The organism is Pseudomonas sp. GW822-FHT02E03 (assembly GCF_058802325.1).
Genome location: NZ_JBXAOA010000034.1, coordinates 1 through 25,156 on the forward strand (window position 1 = coordinate 1; position 25,156 = coordinate 25,156).

14 protein-coding genes are annotated in these 25,156 nt (G+C 60.7%); 11 read left to right on the forward strand and 3 right to left on the reverse strand.

The window, feature by feature from the left end:
* Positions 1–183 precede the first annotated feature (183 nt).
* From AC1RQB_RS21340 to AC1RQB_RS21390, 11 genes are all read left to right on the forward strand, one after another.
* Complete coding sequence (locus AC1RQB_RS21340; protein ID WP_063343524.1) at positions 184–1,227, forward strand: alpha/beta fold hydrolase; 1,044 nt, start codon at positions 184–186, stop codon at positions 1,225–1,227.
* Between the two features lie 13 nt (positions 1,228–1,240).
* On the forward strand, positions 1,241–2,194 hold the full coding sequence (locus AC1RQB_RS21345; protein ID WP_063343523.1) for a D-2-hydroxyacid dehydrogenase family protein: 954 nt from the start codon (positions 1,241–1,243) through the stop codon (positions 2,192–2,194).
* Positions 2,195–2,794: 600 nt separating this feature from the next.
* Positions 2,795–4,381 (forward strand): glycogen synthase GlgA, encoded by a 1,587-nt coding sequence (gene glgA / locus AC1RQB_RS21350; RefSeq protein WP_063343522.1) that lies wholly within the window; start codon positions 2,795–2,797, stop codon positions 4,379–4,381.
* A gap of 13 nt (positions 4,382–4,394) precedes the next feature.
* Positions 4,395–6,191: a malto-oligosyltrehalose trehalohydrolase gene (treZ, locus tag AC1RQB_RS21355; RefSeq protein ID WP_063343521.1), complete on the forward strand. Its 1,797-nt coding sequence runs from the start codon at positions 4,395–4,397 to the stop codon at positions 6,189–6,191.
* Positions 6,188–8,266 carry a 4-alpha-glucanotransferase gene (malQ, locus tag AC1RQB_RS21360; RefSeq protein WP_063343520.1) on the forward strand — a complete coding sequence of 693 codons (2,079 nt, stop codon included), beginning with the start codon at positions 6,188–6,190 and terminating at the stop codon, positions 8,264–8,266. Before treZ ends, malQ begins: the two co-directional genes overlap by 4 nt.
* A complete protein-coding gene (locus tag AC1RQB_RS21365; RefSeq protein WP_063343519.1) occupies positions 8,263–11,061 on the forward strand; it encodes a malto-oligosyltrehalose synthase in 2,799 nt (932 codons plus the stop codon). The genes malQ and AC1RQB_RS21365 overlap by 4 nt, the downstream gene beginning before the upstream one ends.
* Positions 11,062–11,082: 21 nt before the next feature.
* A complete protein-coding gene (locus AC1RQB_RS21370) occupies positions 11,083–11,430 on the forward strand; it encodes a DUF2934 domain-containing protein (RefSeq protein ID WP_063343518.1) in 348 nt (115 codons plus the stop codon).
* 128 nt (positions 11,431–11,558) lie between these two features.
* Positions 11,559–13,718 carry a glycogen debranching protein GlgX gene (glgX, locus tag AC1RQB_RS21375; RefSeq protein ID WP_008069172.1) on the forward strand — a complete coding sequence of 720 codons (2,160 nt, stop codon included), beginning with the start codon at positions 11,559–11,561 and terminating at the stop codon, positions 13,716–13,718.
* Positions 13,719–13,949: 231 nt separating this feature from the next.
* Positions 13,950–14,708 (forward strand): PIG-L deacetylase family protein, encoded by a 759-nt coding sequence (locus AC1RQB_RS21380; RefSeq protein WP_063343517.1) that lies wholly within the window; start codon positions 13,950–13,952, stop codon positions 14,706–14,708.
* A 240-nt stretch (positions 14,709–14,948) separates the two neighbouring features.
* The gene (locus AC1RQB_RS21385) at positions 14,949–15,749 is read left to right on the forward strand and encodes an endonuclease/exonuclease/phosphatase family protein (protein ID WP_008069168.1); all 801 of its coding nucleotides are present in this window, start codon (positions 14,949–14,951) and stop codon (positions 15,747–15,749) included.
* A 428-nt stretch (positions 15,750–16,177) separates the two neighbouring features.
* Positions 16,178–17,245: an autotransporter domain-containing protein gene (locus tag AC1RQB_RS21390; RefSeq protein WP_008069166.1), complete on the forward strand. Its 1,068-nt coding sequence runs from the start codon at positions 16,178–16,180 to the stop codon at positions 17,243–17,245.
* A gap of 132 nt (positions 17,246–17,377) precedes the next feature.
* Here AC1RQB_RS21390 and glgB read toward each other — a convergent pair whose 3' ends face one another.
* The 3 genes from glgB to AC1RQB_RS21405 all read right to left on the reverse strand — a co-directional run bounded on the left by glgB (position 17,378) and on the right by AC1RQB_RS21405 (position 25,103).
* Complete coding sequence (gene glgB, locus AC1RQB_RS21395; protein ID WP_008069164.1) at positions 17,378–19,609, reverse strand: 1,4-alpha-glucan branching protein GlgB; 2,232 nt, start codon at positions 19,607–19,609, stop codon at positions 17,378–17,380.
* Positions 19,610–19,611: 2 nt separating this feature from the next.
* The gene (gene treS / locus AC1RQB_RS21400; protein WP_063343516.1) at positions 19,612–22,953 is read right to left on the reverse strand and encodes a maltose alpha-D-glucosyltransferase; all 3,342 of its coding nucleotides are present in this window, start codon (positions 22,951–22,953) and stop codon (positions 19,612–19,614) included.
* A gap of 152 nt (positions 22,954–23,105) precedes the next feature.
* The gene (locus AC1RQB_RS21405; RefSeq protein ID WP_063343515.1) at positions 23,106–25,103 is read right to left on the reverse strand and encodes an alpha-1,4-glucan--maltose-1-phosphate maltosyltransferase; all 1,998 of its coding nucleotides are present in this window, start codon (positions 25,101–25,103) and stop codon (positions 23,106–23,108) included.
* Positions 25,104–25,156: the final 53 nt, after the last annotated feature.

Sequence of the window (25,156 nt, forward strand, 5' to 3'; positions counted from 1 at the left end):
GGCTTGCTCGCGAAGAGGGAGTGTCAGTCGACATTAATGTTGTCTGGCACACCACCTTCGCGAGCAAGCCCGCTCCCACATGGATTTCGCTCATTTCGCTCGGCATTGCGGCCATGACCTATGTTTAATGTCACCCTAATCATGCCAGTCCAGCATCGGCGGATTTCCTGTGGAGCTTTACCCATGTCGCCCATCCTCTCCCGCTGGTTACCCGGCCTGCTGCTGACAGCGGCTCTGCCCGTTCTCGCTCACGCCCAGAACCAGAACCAGGCCGAAACGCCGGAATACGGCCCGCAACTTCAGGGCTTCGATTACCCCTACACGGTCAAGTACTACGACTTTGAGTCCCAAGGCAAACCCCTGCAGATGGGTTACATGGACGTTGCCGCCCAAGGCAAGGTCAATGGACGCAGCGTGGTGCTGATGCACGGCAAAAACTTCTGCGGCGCGACCTGGGACAGCTCGATCAAGGCGCTGAGCGAGGCCGGTTACCGGGTCATCGCGCCGGACCAGATCGGCTTTTGCACCTCCAGCAAACCGGACCACTATCAATACACTTTCCAGCAACTGGCATCCAACACCCAGCAACTGCTCAAAACCCTGGGCATCCAGAAGGCCACCCTGCTCGGCCACTCCACCGGCGGCATGCTCGCCACCCGCTATGCGTTGCAATACCCCGATCAAGTCGAACAGTTGGCCCTGGTCAATCCAATCGGCCTGGAAGACTGGAAAGCCCTTGGCGTGCCCTATCTCACGGTAGATCAATGGTATGAGCGCGAGCTGAAAGTCACGGCGCAAGGTATCCACGACTACCAACGCAACACCTATTACGATGGCCGCTGGAAGCCGGAGTTTGATCGTTGGGTGAACATGTACGCGGGCCTGGCCAAAGGGCCAGGCAAAACAGCGGTGGCTTGGAACTCGGCGCTGATTTACGACATGATCTTCACCCAACCGGTGTACTACGAGTTCAAGGACCTGAAAGTGCCGACCCTGCTGCTGATTGGCACCCGCGACACCACGGCCATCAACAAGAACATCGCACCGCCCGAGGTCAAGGCGAAAATCGGTCAGTACGACGTACTCGGCAAGCAAGTGGCGAAACTGATTCCACAGTCGACGCTGATTGAATTCCCGGGCCTTGGCCACGCGCCGCAGATGGAGGAACCGGCGAAATTCCATCAGGCGTTGCTCGGCTGGCTGAACCAAACCAATCCCGTTCGTTGATGAGGTAAGGCTGATGGCGGTGCAGATTGCGGTGATCGATGACTGGCAGGACGTGGCTCGCGATGTGGTGGACTGGTCGGTGCTGGACAGCATCGGCCAGGTGAGTTTTATCCATGACTACCCGGCCGACAATGAAACCCTGGCCGAACGGCTCGGCGCATTCGAGGTGATCTGCGTGATGCGCGAGCGCACCCGGTTCGACGAAGACCTGCTGCGCCGCTTGCCCACACTCAAACTGCTGGTTACCGGCGGCATGCGCAACGCTGCACTGGACCTGAAAGCCGCCGCCGCGCTGGGCATTCAGGTGTGCGGCACCGACAGCTACAAACACGCCGCCCCCGAACTGACCTGGGCGCTGATCATGGCCGCGACCCGCAACCTGGTGGCCGAAGCCAACGCCTTGCGCGCCGGCCAATGGCAACAAGGATTGGGCGGCGACCTGCAGGGCAAGACCTTGGCGATCCTCGGTTTGGGCAGCATCGGTCAACGAGTCGCCCGGTTCGGGCAGGTGTTCGGCATGCGAGTCATTGCCTGGAGCGAAAACCTGACCGCCGAACGGGCTGCCGAGGTCGACGTCACCTATGTCAGCAAGCAGGAACTGTTCGAGCAGGCCGATGTGCTGTCGGTCCATCTGGTGCTCAGCGAGCGCAGCCGAGGACTGGTTGACGCTCAGGCACTGGACTGGATGAAACCCACGGCATGGTTGGTCAACACTGCCCGCGGGCCGATTGTCGATGAGTCGGCGCTGATCAAGGCACTTCAGAAAAAACGCCTGGCGGGCGCTGCGCTCGACGTATTCGAGCACGAGCCTTTGCCCCGCCATCATCCTTTCAGAACGCTGGACAATGTGCTGGCCACGCCTCATGTCGGGTATGTCAGCCGGCAGAATTACCAACTGTTCTTTTCGCAGATGATCGAGGACATTCAGGCTTGGGCGGCTGGGGAGCCCATTCGGATTCTGAGCTAAGACCGCGTTATCGTTCTTCGCGGGCAAGCCCGCTCCCCACATTGATCTCGGGTGTACACAAAATAGGTGAACACAACCAATCCCCTGTGGGAGCGGGCTTGCTCGCGAAGAGGCCTTCAAATCCGCCACATTCCCCTGAACCATACGCACCGCAATGGTGCAACCCACATCCCATCACGCCCGATTATCGTGACCTCTCGGTCCCGATTTGACCCACACCCAAAAACCAACCTGCCCTTCGTCGGTGCGCTCCCCCAAAAAGCCCGCGTGTTTTGTACCCTCTTCCAACCGATTGTCGAACAATTTCGCAGTTGACCGGCCCTGCTCTAAGTTCTGGCCTAGACTCATTTTCGCGGGGTAAAACCGGTCGGTCATTCGGTGAAAATAATCGAAACTTTTGGTACTGGCCGCGAGTCAGGTTAAGAGTAGGGCCACAGCGACTGGTGCATTCCTTGCAACAGCCACTTCACCCATTCTGCTTCAGCGCATGGGCAGCACTTGCTCACCGATGCGTAGCGCGTTTGCGCCCGGCCACAGGATTTGGCCACGAACACCGTTTGTGCCAGGCCTAGAATTAGATCAACAACACGGGAGATTCATATGACCAGTGCGGCTTTAGATATCCAGGGAGAACGTGCTCATCAGCAGGTCGGGGAAACGAGCACCGTCGGTGTCCTCAGTGCCAAATCGGTCAACGCGCCCGTCCCCAAGACACTGGCACCGATAGTCAGTCAGAATCCCAACAAGAAGAGAGTCCTGTTCGTCACCTCGGAGATTGCCGACCTGGTAAAGACCGGAGGTCTTGGCGACGTTTCCGCCGCACTGCCACGGGCGATGGCGCATCTGCACGATGTCCGTGTGCTGATCCCCGGTTATCCGCAAGTGATGAATAGCGAAAACCCGATTCATATCATCGGTGAACTGGGCGGGCACGCAGCGTTGCCGCCCTGCAAGATCGGGCGCATGGACATGCCCGACGGCCTGGTCATTTACGTGTTGATCTGCCCTGAATTGTACGAGCGCGAAGGTTCACCTTACGGCGCCAACAACGGCCGCGACTGGCCGGACAACCACATTCGTTTCGCCCGATTGGGCCTCGCAGCAGCCGATATCGCCGCCAACCTCGCCCAAATTCACTGGTGCCCGGACCTGGTGCACGCCCACGACTGGCCCGCAGGCCTGGCGCCGGCCTATATGCACTGGCGTGGCCAACGCACCCCGACCCTTTTTACCATTCACAACCTGGCGTACCAAGGTGTCACCAGCCTCGGCTCGTGCCCGGAACTCGGTATCCCCATGCATGCCTTGCAACAGGAAGGCATGGAGTTTTACGGCAAGATGTCGTTCCTCAAAGCCGGCATGGCCTACTCGAGCCACATCACCACCGTCAGCGCCACCTATGCCCAGGAAATCACCACGCCGGCCTTTGGCTGCGGTCTCGACGGTTTTCTCGCCGCCAAGACCCAGCAGGGACTGCTCAGCGGGATTCCCAATGGCATCGATGAAAGCTGGGATGCAGCGACCGATCCGCACCTGTTCCACCCGTTCGGCATCGGCGACTGGGACGGCAAAGCAGTCAACGCCGCGCACGTTCGCCGGCTGTTCGACCTCGACGACTCCGATGGCCCGCTGTTTGCCGTAGTCTCGCGGCTGGTCTACCAGAAAGGCCTGGACCTGACCGAAGCGGTGGCTGAATACATTGTCGCCAACGGCGGGCAGATCGCGATCATCGGCCGTGGCGAACCGGAAGAAGAACAGGCCATGCGTGAACTGGCGTTGCGCTTCCCCGGGCAAGTCGGCGTGCACATCGGCTTCAATGAAACCGACGCCCGCCGGATGTTCGCCGGCAGTGACTTTTTGCTGATGCCTTCGCGTTATGAACCCTGCGGCCTGAGCCAGATGTACGCCCAGCGCTTCGGTTCATTACCGGTGGCCCGCAATACCGGCGGCCTGGCCGACACCATCGAAAACGGCGTGACCGGTTTCCTCTTCGACGAATCCACGGTGGAGAGTTATCGCGAAGCCCTGAGCCGCGCGTTCAAGGTGTTCGCCTTCCCCGGCCTGCTCAACGCGATGCGTTGCCGAGCCATGGCGGCGCCGTTCAACTGGTGCAAGGCAGTCGAACCCTACGCCGAACTCTACGAACAACTGGTGGCTAAAGCGCTGGGAAAATCGGGCAAACAGTAAGAGGCTTTCAACGATGCCGTTACGGACCCTTGAGACCTGGCCCCACGGCGCAATCATGCTGGACGCAGAACACACGCGTTTTGCCTTGTGGGCGCCAGATGCGTTTTTTGTCAGTCTCGAACTGGAAGATGGACAATCCCTGCCACTGCTACCTCAGGCCGATGGCTGGTTTGTGATCAAGACCCGCTGCCCCGCGGGTACCCGCTACCGCTACAACATCGATGGCGAGCTTACGGTGCCGGACCCGGCCTCCCGCGCCCAGGCGGGCGATATCGACAGCCACAGCGTGGTGGTCGATCCCCTCGCCTATCGGTGGCAACACAGCGCTTGGCAAGGTCGACCGTGGAATGAGGCGGTGATCTACGAACTGCATGTCGGAGTACTCGGCGGTTTCAGCGAGGTCGAGCAGCATCTGGAACACCTGGTTGAGCTGGGTATTACCGCCATCGAACTGATGCCGCTGGCGCAGTTCCCCGGCGAACGTAACTGGGGCTATGACGGGGTTTTGCTTTATGCGCCTCAAGCCTCCTACGGCTCGCCCGAACAACTCAAACACCTGATCGACACGGCCCACGGCCACGGCCTGGCAGTGATTCTCGATGTGGTCTACAACCATTTCGGCCCCGACGGCAATTACCTGCATCGCTACGCAGAAGGCTTTTTCCGCGAAGACAAACACACCCCGTGGGGCGCGGCGATCGACTTCCGGCGGCGCGAGGTGCGCGACTTCTTTATCGACAACGCGCTGATGTGGTTGTTGGAGTACCGCTTCGACGGCCTGCGTCTGGACGCGGTGCATGCCATCGAAGACCCTGACTTTCTTCAAGAACTGGCGCAACGGGTGCGGCGGCAAACCGATCCGGCGCGGCACGTGTGGCTCATGGCGGAAAACGAACACAACCAGGCCAGCCTGCTGGAGCAAGGTTTCGACGCGCAATGGAACGACGACGGCCATAACGCCCTGCACGTTCTGCTCACGGGTGAAACCGATGCCTATTACGCCGACTATGCCCGGCAGCCCACCGAACAGCTCGCCCGTTGCCTGAGCCAGGGCTTCGTGTTTCAGGGCCACATCACCCGCCACGGTACGCCGCGAGGTGAGCCGAGCGGTCACTTGCCGCCCACGGCCTTCGTGCTGTTCCTGCAGAACCACGACCAGATCGGCAACCGCGCCTTTGGCGAGCGCCTGCATCAATTGGCCCATCCTGATGCCCTTTACGCCGCCACCGCGTTACTGCTGTTGTCGCCGATGATCCCGCTGATGTTCATGGGCGACGAATTCGCCGCCGAGCAACCGTTCCTGTTTTTCACCAGCCACCACGGTGAACTGGCGGAACTGGTGCGCGAAGGACGACGCAATGAATTCGCGGCGTTCAGCGCCTTTGCCGATCCGCACAAACGCGAGCAGATTCCCGACCCGAACGCGACGCAGACCTTCGAAGCTTCACGGCCGACACTGACCGCCAGCCGCCAATCGCCGGTCTATGAGCTGTATCGCCAACTGCTGCAAATCCGCCATCAATACATCATCCCGCACCTGCCCGGCGCCCAGGCGCTGGGTGCGCAGGTACTGGCTGCCGGCGCGGTGACGGCGCGCTGGCGGTTGGGCGATGGCAGTCAGTTGCGCATTGACCTGAACCTCAGCGACACGCCCGTGGTCCACACCCCACAGGCCGACGCGACGTTGCTGTTCGAACACCCGCCACAATCGGCCGGTCTGTTGAATCAGGGCACACTTGCCCCGTATTGCGCGCTAGTCAGCCTCACGGCCGCAGCCCCTTTGCTACCCCCGGATGGAGAGCGCCCATGAGCAATGCGCAACTGGAAATACTGGCCAGCCTGGCAGGCCTGGCCGTCGACTGGATCGATGCCAATGGCCGTCCACAGAAAGTCACCCCGGCGGTGTTGCGCTCGGTGCTGAGCGGGCTTGGCCATCCCGCCAACACTGCCCAGGAGATCGACGCCAGCCTGCTGCAATTGCAGGAAGTGCAACAAACCCGTCACCTGCCACCGCTGTTGACCTGCGATGTGGGCGTCGGCCTGGACCTGGCCCACTACTTCGAGCCGCAAACCCCGTGTGAGATCCATCTCGAAGACGGCTCACGGATCAACTTGAAGCTCGATGACAACGCCATGTTGCCCGGGCTGGTGCCGGTGGGTTATCAGCACGTCAGCATCGACGATCAATCCTTCACCCTGGCGGTGGCACCCCAGCGCTGCTACAGCGTCGGCGACGCTGTTGACAGTCAAAACCCGCGCGCCTGGGGCCTGAGCGTGCAGTTGTATTCGCTGCGTCGCCCCGGCGATGGCGGTTTCGGCGATACTCAGGCCCTCGAAGATCTGGCCCGGGTGGCCGGGGAACGAGGCGCCGAAGCGTTGGCGATCAGCCCGCTGCACGCGATGTTCAGCGGCGACACCCAGCGGTACAGCCCTTACTCGCCGTCCAGCCGTTTGTTCCTCAATAGCCTGTACGCGGCGCCCGGGGCGATTCTCGGTGAACGTGCCCTGCGCACCGCGATCGACGCCACCGGCCTTGCCGCTGAACTCAAGCACCTTGAAGCACAGCCGCTGATCGACTGGCCCACCGCCGCCGAAGCCAAGCACCGCTTGCTCGAAGCCTTGTATGAAGGATTCACCCACGGCGAACATCCCTTGCACCCAGACTTCAGCAGCTTCCGCCATGCCGGTGGCGAAGCGCTGGAAAATCATTGCCGCTTTGAAGCGATCCAGGAAGTCCGTGCGCGGGACGGTGAAAGCCTCGATTGGCGCGAGTGGCCCGAACAATGGCGTGACCCGCGCAGCACCGCTCTGGCGCATTTTGCCGAAGAAAACTCGACCCGCATCGGCTACTACGCGTTCTGCCAATGGCTGATTGCGCGCAGCCTGGAACGCGCCCAAGCCGCCGCCCGCGGTGCCGGCATGGGCATTGGCCTGATCGCGGATCTGGCCGTTGGCGCCGACGGCGGCGGCAGCCAGGCCTGGAGTCGTCAGGACGAATTGCTCGCCTCGCTGACCGTGGGTGCGCCACCGGACATCCTCAATCGTTCCGGCCAGGGCTGGGGCATTTCCGCGTTCTCCCCCGAAGGTCTGGTGCGCAACGGCTTTCGTGCGTTCATCGAAATGCTGAGGGCCAACTTCGCCCATGCCGGCGGCCTGCGTATCGATCACGTCATGGGCCTGCAACGACTGTGGGTGATCCCCAACGACGCACCGCCCTGCGACGGTGCCTACCTCTATTACCCGGTGGACGACCTGCTGCGCTTGCTGACCCTCGAATCCCATCGACATCAGGCCATCGTCCTCGGCGAAGACCTCGGCACCGTGCCCGAAGGTCTGCGCGAGAAACTCATCGCGCGCTCGATTCTCGGCATGCGCGTGCTGCTGTTCGAACAGGACAATACTCACTTCAAGCCAATTCTCGACTGGCCGGACAACGCCCTGGCAACCACCAGCACCCATGACCTGCCGACGCTCAATGGCTGGTGGCATGGCCGCGATATTGACTGGAGCGCGCGCTTGAATCTGGTCGACGCCCCGGGGGAAATCGAATGGCGCCAACACCGTGAGCGCGAGCGCGAAGGTTTGCGTCGGGTGCTGAGCCAGGACCCGCAGAATTTCCGCGAAGAGTCCCACGAAACCGATCAGGTGCTCGACGCCGCGATCCGCTTCCTCGGCCATACCCGCGCGCCGCTGGTACTGTTGCCAATGGAAGATGCCTTGGGTATCGAACAGCAGGCCAACCTGCCCGGCACCACCGACACCCATCCCAACTGGTCCCGCAGGCTGCCCGGCGACAGCGAAGCCCTGCTCGATGATCCGGACGCCGCCCGACGCCTGGAACTGCTCGCCTGTGCGCGACTTCAGGCGGCCGAGCGTGACCAATGAATCAACCGTTCAACCAACCGCTGCGGGCGACTCTGCGGCTGCAATTTCATAAAGGTTTCACTCTGGATCAGGCGGTGCCGCTGGTGCCGTACTTCGCCAGCCTGGGCATCAGCCACGTCTATGCCTCGCCGCTGCTCGCCGCCCGCGCAGGGTCCATGCATGGCTACGACGTGGTGGACCCGACCACGGTCAACCCTGAACTGGGTGGCGAAGCTGCGTTGCGCCGTTTAGTCGCTGCATTGCGCGAACAGAACATGGGGCTGATCCTCGACATTGTCTCCAATCACATGGCCGTCGGCGGTGGCGACAACCCTTGGTGGCTCGACTTGCTCGAATGGGGGCGACTGAGCCCTTACGGCGAGTTCTTCGACATTCAATGGCACTCGCCCGACCCCTTGATGGAAGGCCAATTGCTGCTACCTTTTTTGGGCAGCGATTACGGCATCGCCTTGCAGGACGGCACCCTGCCCTTGCGTTTCGATGCCCGGCGCGGCGCTTTTTATGTCGAGCACTACGAACATCACTTCCCGATTTGCCCGTCAGACTACGGCGAGTTGCTCAAGGCCGATGATCAATTGAATGCCGAGCAGGTCGAGCAGCTCAAATCCCTGGCAGACCGCTTCAGTACCTTGAGTTACCAGACCGACTCGCACAGCCTGGCAATTGCGCTGAAAACCGAGCTGCATGAACTCGCCAGCGATCCGGCGATTCTTCACGCCATCCAGCACACGCTCGGCACCTATGACTCACTCACCCCCGAGGGTTTCCAGCGCCTGCATAACCTGCTGGAGCGCCAGAGTTATCGCCTGGCCAGCTGGCGCACCGCAGCGGACGACATCAACTGGCGGCGCTTTTTCGATATCAATGAACTGGGCGGCCTGCGCGTTGAACGCCCGGCGGTGTTCGAGGCGACCCATGCAAAAATCTTCGAGCTGGTGGCCGAGGGTCTTGTCGACGGGCTGCGCATCGATCACATCGATGGCCTCGCCGACCCGCGTGGTTACTGTCGCAAACTGCGGCGCCGAGTCGATCGCCTGGCACCGGATCGGCACCTTCCGATCTACGTCGAAAAGATCCTCGGCGAGGGCGAAACCCTGCACCGCGACTGGTCCGTCGATGGCAGTACCGGTTACGAATTCATGAACCAGTTGTCGTTGCTGCAACACGACCCCGAAGGCGCCCAGACCTTGGGTGAACTCTGGAGCCGACACAGCGAACGGCCCGCCGATTTTCGTCAGGAAGCGCAACTGGCGCGCCAGCAGATTCTCAACGGCTCTCTGGCCGGGGATTTCGAAAGTGTCGCCCACGCCCTGTTGCAAGTGGCCCGGGACGATCTGATGACCCGGGACCTGACCCTCGGCGCGATTCGTCGGGCCTTGCAGGAACTGATCGTACACTTCCCGGTGTATCGCACTTACATCAGCCCGCTGGGCCGAAACTGCGCCCAGGACGAGGTGTTTTTCCAGCAGGCCATGGACGGTGCAAGGCAAACCCTTGGCGAGGCCGACTGGCCCGTGCTCGATTGCCTGTCCGGCTGGCTCGGCGGTCAACCCTGGCGCAAACACCCGGTGGGCCGCCCACGCAAACTGCTCAAGCATGCCTGCGTGCGCTTCCAGCAACTGACCTCTCCGGCGGCGGCCAAGGCAGTGGAAGACACCGCGCTTTATCGCTCGGCGGTGCTGCTGTCGCGCAACGATGTCGGCTACAACACCGAGCAGTTCAGTGCGCCGGTGGCTGACTTCCATGCCGCCAGCGCCAATCGCCTCGCCGAATTCCCCGACAACCTGCTGACCACCGCGACCCATGACCACAAACGCGGCGAAGACACCCGCGCGCGGCTGGCGGTGTTGAGCGAGCGCAGCGCCTGGTATGCCGAACAGGTCGGACACTGGCGACCCCTGGCCGATGAATTGCGCATTGAACCCGGCGCGCCTTCGGCGGGTGACGAGCTGATTCTTTATCAAGCGATCCTCGGCAGTTGGCCGCTGGAACTGCGTAGCGACGATCAGCCCGCGCTCGAGGACTACGCCAAACGCCTCTGGCAGTGGCAACAGAAAGCCCTGCGCGAAGCCAAGTTGCAAAGCAGCTGGAGTGCGCCAAACGAGGGGTATGAACAGGCGACCCATGGGTTTCTCGAACGCTTGCTGCTCAGCCCCGAAGGCCAGCCACTGCGCACGGCCATCGGTGCGGCGGCGCAGAGCATCGCCGCCCCGGGTGCATTGAATGGCTTGGCGCAAACCTTGCTGCGAATGACTGTGCCGGGGGTACCGGACCTCTATCAGGGCAACGAGTTCTGGGACTTCACGCTGGTCGATCCGGACAACCGTCGGCCGGTGGATTACGCCAGCCGTCAGCAGGCCATGCACCTACGGTTGGACCTGCCCGATCTGTTGGTGAACTGGCGTGACGGGGGCATCAAGCAAACCCTGATCACCCAGACGTTACACCGGCGTGCCGAGCATGCCGGGCTGTTTCAAAAAGGGACTTATCAAGCCCTTGAAGTCCTTGGCAGCCAGGCTCACCGGGTACTGGCGTTTGCTCGTGAATGGCAGGGAAAACGGGCTATCGTGGTAGTACCGATACGCTGTGCCGAACTGCTGGAAAACAGTGCCGAACCACAGATTGATGCGCCGCTCTGGGGCGATACACGGGTCAAGTTGCCGTTCGCCGCCCCTGAAGAAAATCTGAAGGGACTTTTTGCAAGCGTCATAGTCACAAAACACAGGGAACTGTTGGTCAGCACCGCGCTGGGGAATTTCCCGGTCAATCTCTTTATCCAAACTACCCAAGCTTGAGTTCAGTTCAGGAGCATTGCGATGAGTACCGACGATAAACGCATCCGCGAATTTGCCTATCAAATCTGGGAATCCGAAGGAAAACCCACGGGCCAGGAAAAACGCCATTGGGAGATGGCCTGCAAACTGGCCGACGCTGAAGCCCAAGCCAAAGCGCTGGCGCCCGGCAAGTCAGCGAAAGCTGGCAGCAAAAGCATCGGTGCCAAGTCCGCGGTCGGCAAGCCCGACGGCAAGCTCAATGCCAAAGGCGTCGAACCCAAAACCAAGGCCAAGGCCAAAGCCAAACCCTCTGCTTCGACAGTGACCCCGCTTGGCGAAAAAAACGTCGAGAAAAAGCCACGCGCTGCGCGCAAGCCGCCAACGACCTGACGCGTTTATCGCCTTGCCTCGCTTGATTTGTGGCGTGTCTCTCGCCACCGAGGGCGCGCTCGCCCTCGAAAAAAACCAGAGCCACGGTTCATCGCAGCCGAGTACCGTCACCCCATGCAGGAGCAACTATGAGCAGTCCAAAGAAAACCGCGCCCGAACCTCGTGCCGAGGCTTCGCGAATCCGTGAAGGCTTGCCCTTCCCGCTAGGCGCGACCTGGGATGGCCTGGGGGTCAATTTCGCGCTGTTTTCGGCTCACGCGACCAAGGTTGAACTGTGCATCTTCGACGATAGCGGAGAGGTGGAACTGGAGCGAATCGAGTTACCGGAGTACACCGACGAGATCTACCACGGCTATTTGCCCGATGCCCATCCGGGGCTGATCTACGGTTATCGCGTGTACGGTCCTTACGACCCGGCCAACGGTCATCGTTTCAACCCCAACAAGCTGCTGATCGATCCCTACGCCAAGCAATTGGTCGGTCGATTGAAATGGTCCGAAGCATTGTTCGGCTACACCATCGGCCACCCTGACGCCGACCTCAGTTTCGATGAACGGGACAGCGCGCCCTTCGTGCCCAAATGCAAAGTGATCGACCCGGCTCACACCTGGGGTCATGACCATCGCGTCAGCGTGCCGTGGGACAAAACGATCATTTATGAAACACACGTACGCGGTTTCAGCATGCGTCACCCCTCCGTCCCCGAGAACCTGCGTGGCACCTTCGCCGGGTTGATGGTCGATGACGTGCTCGAACACATCCGCAAGCTCGGCGTATCAACCGTCGAATTGCTGCCGATTCATGCCTTCGTCAATGACCAGCATCTGCTGCACAAAGGCATGACCAACTACTGGGGTTACAACAGCATTGCATTCTTTGCCCCGGACCCGCGCTACCTGGCCAGCGGCAAGATCGCCGAGTTCAAGGAGATGGTCGCGCACCTGCACGAGGCCAATCTGGAAGTGATCCTCGACGTGGTCTACAACCACACCGCCGAGGGCAACGAACAAGGCCCGACCCTGTCGATGCGCGGCATCGACAACGCCTCTTACTACCGCTTGATGCCCGACGACAAGCGCTACTACATCAACGATTCCGGGACCGGCAACACCCTGGACCTGAGTCACCCGTGCGTGCTGCAAATGGTCACCGACTCCCTGCGTTACTGGGCCACGGAAATGCACGTGGACGGTTTCCGTTTCGACCTGGCGACCATTCTTGGCCGTTATCACGACGGTTTCGACGAGCGTCACAGCTTTCTCGTGGCCTGCCGTCAAGACCCGGTGCTGCGCCAGGTGAAGATGATTTCCGAGCCCTGGGATTGTGGCCCCGGCGGCTATCAGGTCGGGAATTTCCCGCCGGGCTGGGTCGAATGGAACGACAAATTCCGTGACACCGTGCGGGCGTTCTGGAAAGGCGACGACGGCCAACTCGCCGACTTCGCCAGCCGCATGACCGCCTCCGGTGAGATGTTCAACCAGCGTGGGCGCCGGCCGTATGCGTCGCTTAACTTCATCACCGCCCATGACGGTTTCACGCTCAACGACCTGGTGTCGTACAACGACAAACACAACGAAGCCAACGACGAGAATAATCAGGACGGCAGCAACAACAACCTGTCTTGGAACCACGGTGTCGAAGGCCCCACCGACGATCCCGAGATCAATGAGCTGCGCCAGCGGCAAATGCGCAACTTCTTCGCCACGTTGCTGCTGTCCCAGGGCACGCCGATGCTGGTGGCTGGCGACGAATTCGCCCGCACCCAGGAAGGCAACAACAATGCTTACTGTCAGGACAGCGAGATCGGTTGGGTCAATTGGGACCTGAGCGAAGACGGCAAGGCCCTGCTCAAGTTCGTCAAACGCCTGATCAAATTGCGCCTGGCCTATCCGATTCTGCGTCGCGGGCGCTTCCTGGTGGGCAACTACAACGAAGACATCGGCGTCAAGGACGTGACCTGGCTGGCCCCGGACGGCAGCGAAATGTCCATCGAACAATGGGAAGAAGGCCACGGTCGTTGCCTGGGTATGTTGCTCGATGGCCGCGCCCAGGAAACCGGCATTCGCCGCAAGGGCGCCGACGCGACCCTGCTGCTGGTGGTTAACGCCCACCATGACATCGTCAACTTCCTGCTCCCGGAAGTGCCTGACGGCGGTTTCTGGACCTGCATGATCGACACCAATCAACCGTCGATTCGTGGCCAGGAACGCTTCGAGTTCGGTCACCAATATTCGGTCACCGGCCGCTCGCTGCTGCTGTTCGAGTTGCAGCGCGAAGAAGAAGAGTGAACAGGGATTGTGATTATTTGCGAAATCCGACACAGCCCGGTTTAAAAAAACCGCATCAGACCAAAGACTGGGGCGACGAATAGCGATCCATGAGCAATACTCTGCCCGCGGCAATCCAGGGTTCGGAGCGCTGCAATTGCTATTTACCCCGCCTTCACGGGTCTGCCAGGCTTGCGCCCTCGCAAGCATTGCGCACGACTGAGGGCCAGACAGAACAAGGACGTAGCGCCTATGAAAACGGTTTCCATCAGCGAAAGTGGTCTGCCCGTGCAGATCTGGAACAGCGCCCAGCAACTGGACAACATCCCTGTCATCGATACCGAAACCCTGGTCCCGGCCGACGCTCGCGCAGTGGTGATCGCGCCGCATCCTGGCGACGAAGTGGTGACCTGCGGCGGCCTCCTGCAACAGCTGTGCGCCCTTGGCCATCCTCTGCAATTGATCTCGATCACCGACGGTAGCTACAGTCATTTTGGTTCGCGACAGTGGTCACAGAAACGCCTGAGCGTATTCCGCCCCCAGGAAAGCGTCGAAGCCTTGCGCCGGCTCGGAGTGCCGATGCACAGCCTGAAGTGGATTCGCGCCGGCTTCACCGACAGCGGGCTGGCCGAACGGGAGTCTGAACTGACCCAATTCATCGTCCGCTACCTGCGCCCCGGCGATGTGGTGTTCACCACCTGGCGCGAAGACGGTAACCGCGACCACGACGCCGTCGGCCGCGCCAGCGCCAGAGCCGCAGCACTGGTCGGTGCGACGCTCAACGAAATACCGGTTTGGGCCTGGCACTGGCCGACACGTGACCATGGGCTGATCCCCTGGGATCGCGCGCGCAAGGTACGCCTCGACACCTGGACCGTCGCGCGTAAAAGCCATGCCACCTACGCCTACGCCAGCCAACTCGACGGTGAGCCGATGATCGGCGTCTCCCCGTCAGTGCCCCGGGTGCTTCTTGAGCGCATGCGTTTGCCGTATGAAATTGTGTTTGTCTAAGTCATTCGAGGAATGTTCTGGCGAGAGCGCCTTTGTGGCGAGGGAGCTTGCTCCCGCTGGGGCGCGAAGCGGCCCCAAAAGCTTTGCGACTGCTTCGCAGCCGAACGGGAGCAAGCTCCCTCGCCACAAAAGCCTCGCCACAGTCGCCCGCTCCCACATTGGATTGGCGTCGCTCAAACTGAACTGCTCGCCCACGCACCAGTCGCATGCATACATCAGCCTTGATTCAGAGGAGTGAACGTGACCAGCGATGCCGAACGACAAGCCGTCGAATCAATACCACCGAACACGCCTGCGGCGGTTCATCGACTCAGAGTGCTGACGGTCAACACCCATAAAGGCTTCACTGCCCTCAACCGGCGTTTCATCCTCCCGGAGTTGCGTGAAGCGGTACGCAGCACGTCGGCAGACCTGGTGTTTCTGCAGGAAGTGGTCGGTGAGCACGACCGGCATTCTTCCCGCTACAACGACTGGCCACAGACCTCGCAATACGAGTTCCTGGCCGACAGCATGTGGAGCGATTTCGCTTACGGTCGCAACGCGGTCTACCCCGACGGCCACCACGGCAATGCCCTGCTGTCGAAATACCCGATCCGCGAATTTCGCAACCTCGACGTCTCGATTACCGGCCCCGAGCGGCGCGGGTTGTTGCATTGCGTACTGGATGTGCCAGGGCATGCCGAAGTGCATGCCATTTGCGTGCACCTGAGCCTGTTGGAAAGCCATCGACAACTGCAACTGCAGTTGCTCTGCCTGTTGCTCGAATCGTTGCCCGATGACGCCCCGGTGATTATTGCCGGCGATTTCAACGACTGGCAGTTGCAAGGCAACGCCGCCCTCGCCCGGCGCGACTACCTGCATGAAGCCTTCGAACGCCATCATGGCCGACCGGCGAAAACTTACCCGGCACGTTTTCCCCTTCTGCGCCTGGACCGGATCTACCTGCGTAACGCCAGCAGTCATGAACCGCGAATACTTGGCCACAAACCCTGGACACATCTGTCGGACCATTTGCCGCTGGCGGTGGAAGTGCGCCTGTAACACCGTCAAATGACAGTCGCCAAGGACTACCAACTCTGACAGAAAAAATGACAGCAATGGCGCGCCGACGCCGTTTGTTTATCCTGCACTGGATCATCCACCAAACAACCGATAGCCCCCTACCCAACGCGTCTGGGCCGCGCCTTTCTGGATGATTTTTCGCACAAACAACAACTTATATACGCGCCAAAAATCAGTCACTTACAACGCCTAAAATAGCCATACCGCTTATCGGCCACTTTCTTGACGCAGCGCCAGCAGTCTTCTTAGCTAGTGCTTACTACCCCCGGAAATCCATCAGGGGCAAGCCACCAGACTCCTGTAAAAACGGGCGGGTCTGACCTTGCCCCAATCCATTCGGTCGCCCCTCATTCGGGGTAGGAGAGACGCCAAAGCGAGATACGCATGCGATTGCAAGGTAGACCCCCATGAAAACTTCATTCACCCCACAAGAGATCAAAATCACTTTTTGCACCGTCACGAGTTCACTCCTGCTGTGCTCATCCATGGAGGTGCAGGCCTCGTCTGCCGAGGATGAACCAACGCTTTGGTATAACCAGGCACTGCCGACCCTTACCTTGCCCGCCGGCTCCGCCACGTATCCCGGTCGTTCACGCGTCAATCCAGACTTACAAAGCTCACGCCTTACGGTCGAAGACGCCGCGCCTTCGGCCTGGGACCACGTCTATGGAAAGACCTCACGGCAGGCCCAAACCGACTATCTGGCCCAGGGCTCTTCCATCCCCGGCGCCAGCGAATTCAAAGGCCCGGCGCTGCTGACCGTCCAAAGCAACAGCGGCCATACCCAACGGGTCGGACTGATCGGCGGCACTACCCAATTCCAGGGCAACGACAACGGTCTGCTGACCAGTCGCGCCCTCGCCGATCCCGGCCATGACACGCTCAACCTTCAAGGCCAGAGTCTCGGCGCCTACTGGAGCCTGACCGGCCCAAAAGGCTGGCACGTAGACTTGAGTGCCAGTGGCGGCCGGGTCAACGGCTACAGCCGCAATGATCAAGGGGCGCGACAAGCCACCGAAGGCAGCGCGGTGACGCTGTCGGTGGAAGGTGGTTTCCCGATTGGCCTGGGTAATAACTGGGTGATCGAACCCCAGGCGCAGTTGATCAATCAACGCATTACGCTGGATACGCCCTATGCCGGCTCCGGCAACGGCTCCTCCAGCGACATGTCGTCCTGGAGCGGTCGGGTCGGTGCACGCTTGAAAGGCAGTTACGATATCAATGGCCTGCCGGTCGAACCCTATGTGCGCACCAACGTGTGGCACACGGTATACACCGGTAATACCGTGAGCCTGGATCAGGTCGACAAAATCAGCAGCAGCCGCAAATCCTCGACGGTGGATGTGGGTTTGGGGCTGGTAGCCAGAGTGACGCCCTTGGTCAGCCTGTACATCAGCGCCGATTACAGCAGCGATGTGGATGACAATGATTTGAACGGGTTGATTGGCAGTTTGGGGGTGCGGATGCGGTGGTGAAGCCTGGTCGATGATCGTTCCCACGCTCTGCGTGGGAATGCCTCAATGGACGCTCTGCGTCCGCTCTTGGGACGCGGAGCGTCCCGGGCTGCATTCCCACGCTGAGCGTGGGAACGATCACGCGGTTTTAGATCAACCCTCCGGCCGCAAAATCAACACCCCCAACGGCGGCAAATTCAACTCCAGTGAGAGGGCCTGGCCATGGCTCGGTTCTTCGTCGGTGAACACCCCGCCACCATTGCCGTAATTGGACCCGGCGTAAGTGTCGGCGTCGCTGTTGATCAACTCGACCCAACGCCCGGCAAACGGTACGCCGACACGATAGGACTGACGCGGTACCGGGGTAAAGTTGGCCACCACCAACACCGGCCTGCCCTCCTTGCTCCAGCGTAACCAGGCGTAGACGCTGTTGACCGCATCGTCGCCGATCAACCACTGGAAGCCTTGCGGGGCATCGTCCTGATCGTGCAGCGCCGGTTCTTCGCGATACAACCGATTCAGGTCACCGACCAGTTTGCGCACCCCCTGGTGTTCCGGGTATTGCAGTAAATACCAGTCCAGTTGCTGATCGTGATTCCACTCACGCCACTGGCCGAATTCGCAGCCCATGAACAACAATTTCTTGCCCGGATGCGTCCACATGAAACTCAGATAAGCCCGCAAATTGGCAAACTTCTGCCAGCGATCCCCCGGCATCTTGTCAATCAGCGAATGCTTGCCATGCACCACTTCATCGTGAGAAATCGGCAGGATGAAGCGTTCGGACCAGGCATACACCAGGCCGAAACTCAGCTCGTTGTGATGATGGGCGCGGTATACCGGATCCTGCTGAATGTAATGCAGCGAGTCGTGCATCCAGCCCATGTTCCACTTATAGGCAAAACCCAGCCCACCCTGTTGGGTGCTCTGGCTGACACCCGGCCACGCCGTGGACTCTTCGGCAATCACCAGCGCGCCCGGCGTTTCCAGGGCCACCACATCGTTGAGATGGCGGACGAAATCAATGGCCTCCAGATTCTCCCGACCGCCGTGACGGTTGGGCACCCACTCGCCGGCCTTGCGCGAGTAATCGCGATACAGCATCGACGCCACTGCGTCCACGCGCAGGCCATCGACGTGGAAATGCTTGAGCCAATGCAGCGCCGAGGCCAGCATGTAGCCGTGTACCTCGGTGCGGCCCAGGTTGTAGATCAGCGTGTCCCAGTCCTGGTGAAAACCTTCCTGCGGGTTACCGTACTCATACAGCGCGGTGCCATCGAACTGCGCCAGGCCGTGGGTATCGGTGGGGAAATGCGCCGGCACCCAATCAAGGATCACGCCGATCTCGGCCTGGTGACAGGCATTGACGAACGCGGCGAACTCATCCGGCGTGCCGTAACGGGCGCTCGGAGCGAATTGCGACAGCAATTGATAACCCCAGGAACCACCGAACGGATGCTCCATGATCGGCATCAGTTCGATGTGGGTGAAACCCAGCTCCTTCACATAAGGAATCAGCCGCTCGGCCAACTCGGGCCAGGTGTACTGACGGGCGACCTCGCCCAGGTCATCCAGCTCGCATTGCCAGGAACCGGCGTGCAATTCGTAGATCGACAACGGTGCGCTGGTTCGCTGACGCTCGCCCCGCGACTGCATCCAGGCGTGGTCCTGCCAGTCGATTTTCAGCGGCGAGGCAACTTTCGATGCAGTGTCGGGCGGCAGTGCAGTGGCGAGGGCCATCGGGTCGGCCTTGAGCGGCAGAATGCCATGGGCGCCGAGGATTTCGTATTTGTAGGCTTCCCCCGCTTGCAGGCGCGGAATGAACAACTCCCAGACACCGGTGGGATGGCGCAGACGCATCGGATGCCGACGGCCGTCCCAGACGTTGAAATCGCCAACCACCGAGACCCTTTTGGCATTCGGCGCCCACACGGCGAAGCGCACACCCTCAACGCCATCGACCGTCTTCAGCTGCGCGCCGAGGCAACTGCTCAAGTCCCGGTGATTGCCCTCGGCGAACAGGTACAAATCCATCTCGCCGAGTAACGGGCCAAAGCTGTAAGGGTCTTCGGCGAGTTGCTCGCCACCGGCCCAACGGGTTCGCAACTGATAGGGTCGGGCCCGCTCGAAGTGCCCGACGAACAGCCCCGGGGTTTGGGTGGTCTCAAGGCTGCCGAGCTCTTCCCCGGATTCCTTGTCCACCACCTGCACGCTCAAGGCGTCCGGTAGATAGGCTCGAATGAATTGCCCGCCAGCGCCATCGCTGTGCGGGCCGAGAATTGCGAAGGGATCCCGATGCTCAGCGCGTACCAACGCATCGATATCCCGCGCCCTGGGCAGCAGCGCCTGTTCCACATGCCCCTGTTCCTTGTTCGAGATACTCATGACTACTCTCCACCAAGATCGGAAAAGGGTTTAAGCCCACTCAATAAACCGTATAGACCGTGCAACGGCACGGGCAGCCAGGTGGGGCGATTTTCAGCCTCATAGGCCACTTCATAAGCCGCCTTCTCCAGACCGAACAACGCCAGCGCGGCGTCCTCGCCTTCAGGATCTTGCCATGCATGAGCAAGACTAGCTGCCGCCAGCCGATAAGCGTCGACAAATGCTTGCCGCGCCTCTTTCAGATAACGATCGGCGACCCGTTGACGCGCGGCCTGGGCCTCGACGGTGTTATCGACGTTATGCACGTTGATCGTCATCGCCGCGGCATAATCGAAGGAGCGCAACACGCCGCTGACATCTTTATAAGGGCTGTGTTTGCCTCGGCGCTCATGCAGCGGCCGCGCCGGCTCGCCCTCGAAATCAATCAGGTAGGCATCGCCCTTGATCACCAGCACCTGCCCCAGGTGCAAGTCGCCGTGGACGCGAATGCGCAGGCCACCAGCCGCTTTCTTGCCCAACTCCTGAACATGGCTGAGGATGGCTTTTTTGTTGTCCAGCAAGCGACTGACCAATGCCTGATCCGCGGCGTTCAGTTCAGTTTGATGCTGCTTGAGCAGCTTCAGGGCGTGTTCCAGTTGCGCCGCCACGTCCTTGGCCGAGGCCAGGGCATCTTTCTGGGTGGTGATCTGTGGGGCGAAGTCCGGGTTGGCGCTCGGGGCCGCCAACACCCGATGCATTTCCCCCAGACGCTGGCCGAGCATGCCGGCAAAATCCTTCAGCTCACCGAGAGCGTTGTAATGCTGCTCCTGCTCCGACACGGCATCGGCAAGTTCATCGCGAAGCGCCCGTTCGAGGTTGTTCTGGGTCCACTCCCACGCATCGCCCTGATTGCTCAAGTAGCCTTGGGCGATCATCAGCAACGTGTCCTCGCCTGCCGCGTTGCGACGAATCACCGCACCCAGCAGCGGCGAAATATTCTGGAAACCGGCATGGGTCAGGTACGCACTCATTTCCAGTTCCGGGTGCACCCCTGGCGCGACCTTGCGGATCAGCTTGAGCACCAGGCTGCTGCCGATCACCACCGAACTGTTGGACTGCTCGGCGGACAGATACCGCACCTCCGACTCGGCCGTCAGGCCAAGCCTGGTCAGTTCGTCGGCCGGCTCGAAACGGATCTCGCCACCGTCGGACGGCAACACCATGCCGGCCTGCATGCTCTGCAACACGGCATGAACAAAGCTGTCGAGGCTGAAGGCGTCGGTAATCAAACCGACCTGACGCCCACGCCGGACTCGGGCCAGTGCCAATTGCTGCGGTAAGGCAGCGCCAACCTGTTCCTCGGAAATAAAACCGAACGGCAACTGATAGCGGCTGGTCTGCCCGCCGCTGGTGACGTCGATTTCCCCCAACAGCACCGGATGCTGCGGGTCGCCGAAACGTACGCCATAAGCGAGGTTGACGCTGTCGATGACGCCGTCCTTGCCGGCGTACCAGCGGCGGTTCTGCAACCAGCTCGGCAGAATGCCCTGCTCCAGGGTGTGGCGGGATGGCGCTTCGAGCAGCTCTTCCATGCGTTTCTTCAGCACCAGGGTGGTGAAGTCCGGCAGGCTTTGCGCCGGCTCCACGTGCCAGCTCGGCATTTGGTTTTCCGCCGCCAGCCCGAACCAATAAAAACCGTAAGGCGCCAGCGTCAGCAGGAAATTCAACTGGCCGATGGGCGGGAACGCATTGCCGCCGAGCATCTCCACCGGAACCATGCCGACGTACGCCGACAGGTCCAGTTCCGCCGCCTGCGCGCTGCGTGACACGTTGGCCACGCACAAAATGATCTCGTGCTTGCCGTCCGGGCCGGTGAATTCGCGGGTATACGCCAGGATCCGTCGATTGCTCGGCGAAAGCATCTTCAGCGTCCCACGACCAAAGGCCTTGGACTGCTTGCGCACCGCGAGCAGGCGCCGGTTCCAGTTCAACAATGAATGAGGGTCACCGGCCTGGGTTTCGACGTTGACCGACAGGTAGCCATAGAGCGGGTCCATGATCGGCGGCAACACCAGACTGGCCGGGTCGGCGCGGGAGAACCCGCCGTTACGGTCGATCGACCATTGCATCGGCGTGCGCACCCCGTCGCGGTCACCGAGGTAGATGTTGTCGCCCATGCCGATTTCATCGCCGTAATACAGGGTCGGCGTGCCAGGCATCGACAGCAGCAGGCTGTTAAGCAGTTCCACGCGACGACGATCACGTTCCATCAACGGCGCCAGACGCCGACGAATCCCCAGATTGATTCGCGCCCGACGGTCGGCGGCGTAGTAATTCCACAGATAATCGCGCTCCCGGTCGGTGACCATTTCCAGGGTCAGCTCATCGTGGTTGCGCAGGAAAATCGCCCACTGGCAGTTGGCGGGAATTTCCGGGGTCTGGCGCAGAATGTCGGTGATCGGGAAACGATCTTCCTGAGCTAGCGCCATGTACATGCGTGGCATCAACGGGAAGTGAAAGGCCATGTGGCATTCGTCGCCTTTCTGGCCGCTGGCGTCAGTGTTGCCAAAGTACAACTGGGTGTCTTCCGGCCACTGATTGGCCTCGGCCAGCAGCATGCGGTCGGGGTAATTGGCGTCGATCTCGGCACGGATCTGCTTGAGGACGTCGTGGGTCTCGGGCAGGTTTTCGTTGTTGGTGCCGTCGCGCTCGATCAGGTACGGGATCGCGTCCAGCCGCAGACCGTCGATGCCCATGTCGAGCCAATAGCGCATTACCGACAGCACCGCTTTCATCACTTGCGGGTTGTCGAAGTTCAGGTCTGGCTGGTGAGAATAGAAACGGTGCCAGAAGTACTGACCGGCCACCGGGTCCCAGGTCCAGTTGGACTTTTCGGTGTCGAGAAAAATGATGCGGGTGCCATCGTATTTCTGATCGTTATCGGACCAGACATAGAAGTCGCGGGCCGCCGAACCGGGCTTGGCCTTGCGCGCGCGCTGGAACCACGCGTGCTGGTCCGAGGTGTGGTTGATGACCAGTTCGGTAATCACCCGCAGCCCGCGTTTATGGGCCTCGGCAATGAAGCGCTTGGCATCGGCCATGGTGCCGTAGTCAGGGTGTACGCCACGGTATTCAGCGATGTCATAGCCATCGTCCCGTCGTGGCGAGGGATAGAACGGCAACAGCCAGATGGTGTTGACGCCCAGATCGGAAATGTAATCGAGTTTGGCGATAAGGCCGGGAAAGTCGCCGATCCCGTCGTTGTTGGAGTCGAAAAAAGACTTAACGTGAACCTGGTAGATCACCGCATCCTTGTACCAGAGCGGGTCCTTGATGAAGGTGGCTGACCTGGGTTTCTTCGCCATTTGTAACTCCTATTGATACTAGAGAACGCCTTGGCCTAGATCGTTCCCACGCTCTGCGTGGGAATGCATCCAGTGACGCTCTGCGTCACAGCGGCGGACGCAGAGCGTCCAGGGCGGCATTCCCACGCAGAGCGTGGGAACGATCATGACGGTCAAGAACTAGTAATCCTCCAAATCCCGAACGGCAGATGCCACGGTTCGATCCGCATGAACTGGTACTTGCCGTGCCAGGTCCAGCGGTGGCCGTTCATCAAATCTTCGCCCTGAGTGACAGCATCATCGGGCAAGCCCATTTCCCACAGCGGCAATTCGAAGTTTGCCTCCTGGGCGTGATGCGGATCGAGGCTGACCGCCACCAGAATGAAATTGCTGCCGTCGACGCTGCGTTTGCCGAAGTACAGGATGTTGTCGTTCCACGCGTTGTAGACCTTCAGGCCCAAGTGCGTGTGCAGCGCCGGGTTCTGCCGGCGGATGCGGTTGAGCTGGGCGATTTCGGCAATGATGTTGCCCGGCGCGTTGAAGTCCCGTGGGCGGATTTCGTACTTCTCGGAGTTGAGGTATTCCTCCCGGCCCGGCACCGGCGCCGCTTCACACAACTCAAAACCCGAATACATGCCCCACAGGCCGGAGCCCATGGTCGCCAGCGCGGCACGGATGAGAAAACCGGCGCGCCCGGATTCATGCAGGAACGTCGGGTTGATGTCCGGCGTATTGACGAAAAAATTCGGCCGGTAGCATTCACGCCACGGCGACTCATTGAGTTCGGTGAAATAAGTCGCCAGCTCGGTCTTGGTGTTGCGCCAAGTGAAATAGGTGTAGCTCTGGGAGTAACCGACCTTGCCCAAACGCGCCATCATCGCCGGGGTGGTAAAGGCTTCGGCCAGGAAGATCACCTCGGGATACAGCGCCCGCACATCGGCGATCATCCACTGCCAGAACGGTAACGGTTTGGTGTGAGGGTTGTCGACGCGAAACAGCTTCACGCCCTCCTTGACCCAGCCCACGACGATGTCGCGCAACTCGATCCAAAGGCCGGGAATCGCGTCCACGGCATAGAAATCGACGTTGACGATGTCCTGGTATTTCTTCGGCGGGTTCTCGGCGTATTTGATCGTGCCGTCTGGCCGCCAGTTGAACCAGCCCGGGTGCTGTTTGAGCCACGGGTGGTCCTGGGAGCACTGAATCGCGAAATCGAGGGCGACTTCCAGCCCGTGCTCGGCGGCGGCCGCGACGAGCCGGCGAAAATCTTCGCGAGTACCCAGTTCCGAGTGAATCGCCTCATGCCCACCCTCTTCACTGCCGATGGCGTACGGGCTGCCTGGATCGTCGGGGCCGGCGATCAACGAGTTGTTCGGGCCTTTGCGGTAGCTGCGGCCGATCGGGTGGATCGGCGTGAAATACAGCACGTCGAAGCCCATGTCCTGGATCATCGCCAGCCGCGAATGCACGTCGTTGAAGGTGCCGTGACGGGCCGGATCGTCGGTGATCGAGCGCGGAAACAATTCATACCAGCTGGCGAACTGCGCCAGCTCTCGCTCCACGTCCACCGGGTATTCAGGGCTCAGGCTCAGGAAGGGACGATGATCGGCCTGGGCCATCAAGCCCGCGCTGCGTTGGTGCAGAAACAAGGCGACCTGCTCGGTTTCGAGCAGACCGGACAGCTCATGGTGCAACGCCGCCAGTTGTTCACTGAGCGGGCCTTCAGAGCGTTCGGCTGCCTGCTGGACGTGGGTGCGCCCTTCCTGCAATTCCAGGCTGACCGAGACGCCGGCGTCGTGCTTTTTTTTCAGCTCATAACAAAAGCTGGCGAACTGATCGATCCAGGCTTCGAGGCAGAACACATAACGGCCCTGCTTCTGCACACGAAACTGGCCCTGCCAGCCGTTATTGCCCAGCTCGGCCATCACCTCGCTCTGCCAGGTTTCGTCGCCCTCGGCACGCCAGCGGATGCGCACGGCCAGCTTGTCATGACCGTCGGCAAACACTTTGCTGGTCACCACCACGTCCTGATCAATCACGGCTTTAACGGCGAATTGCCCGCCATCGAGGGTCGGCATGGTGTTTTCGATCACGATCCGCGGTAGCAGTAACGCCTGCGACAGCGGTATATGCGGGTTGTAGCTCAACTCTGTGGGTTTTTCAGCGGTCATCGAGCATCTCTCCTTAACGCCCCAAGGACGCTCTTGTGCCTGGTCGTCGTTCA

What these genes read in the sequence shown, in the direction of transcription:
- AC1RQB_RS21365 (WP_063343519.1), top strand. Translation starts at nt 8,263, where the DNA reads ATGAATCAACCGTTCAACCAACCGCTGCGGGCGACTCTGCGGCTGCAA.
- glgX (WP_008069172.1), top strand. Translation starts at nt 11,559, where the DNA reads ATGAGCAGTCCAAAGAAAACCGCGCCCGAACCTCGTGCCGAGGCTTCG.
- treZ (WP_063343521.1), top strand. Translation starts at nt 4,395, where the DNA reads ATGCCGTTACGGACCCTTGAGACCTGGCCCCACGGCGCAATCATGCTG.
- treS (WP_063343516.1), bottom strand. Translation starts at nt 22,953, where the DNA reads ATGGCGAAGAAACCCAGGTCAGCCACCTTCATCAAGGACCCGCTCTGG.
- AC1RQB_RS21345 (WP_063343523.1), top strand. Translation starts at nt 1,241, where the DNA reads ATGGCGGTGCAGATTGCGGTGATCGATGACTGGCAGGACGTGGCTCGC.
- AC1RQB_RS21390 (WP_008069166.1), top strand. Translation starts at nt 16,178, where the DNA reads ATGAAAACTTCATTCACCCCACAAGAGATCAAAATCACTTTTTGCACC.
- AC1RQB_RS21405 (WP_063343515.1), bottom strand. Translation starts at nt 25,103, where the DNA reads ATGACCGCTGAAAAACCCACAGAGTTGAGCTACAACCCGCATATACCG.
- glgA (WP_063343522.1), top strand. Translation starts at nt 2,795, where the DNA reads ATGACCAGTGCGGCTTTAGATATCCAGGGAGAACGTGCTCATCAGCAG.
- malQ (WP_063343520.1), top strand. Translation starts at nt 6,188, where the DNA reads ATGAGCAATGCGCAACTGGAAATACTGGCCAGCCTGGCAGGCCTGGCC.
- AC1RQB_RS21340 (WP_063343524.1), top strand. Translation starts at nt 184, where the DNA reads ATGTCGCCCATCCTCTCCCGCTGGTTACCCGGCCTGCTGCTGACAGCG.
- glgB (WP_008069164.1), bottom strand. Translation starts at nt 19,609, where the DNA reads ATGAGTATCTCGAACAAGGAACAGGGGCATGTGGAACAGGCGCTGCTG.
- AC1RQB_RS21380 (WP_063343517.1), top strand. Translation starts at nt 13,950, where the DNA reads ATGAAAACGGTTTCCATCAGCGAAAGTGGTCTGCCCGTGCAGATCTGG.
- AC1RQB_RS21370 (WP_063343518.1), top strand. Translation starts at nt 11,083, where the DNA reads ATGAGTACCGACGATAAACGCATCCGCGAATTTGCCTATCAAATCTGG.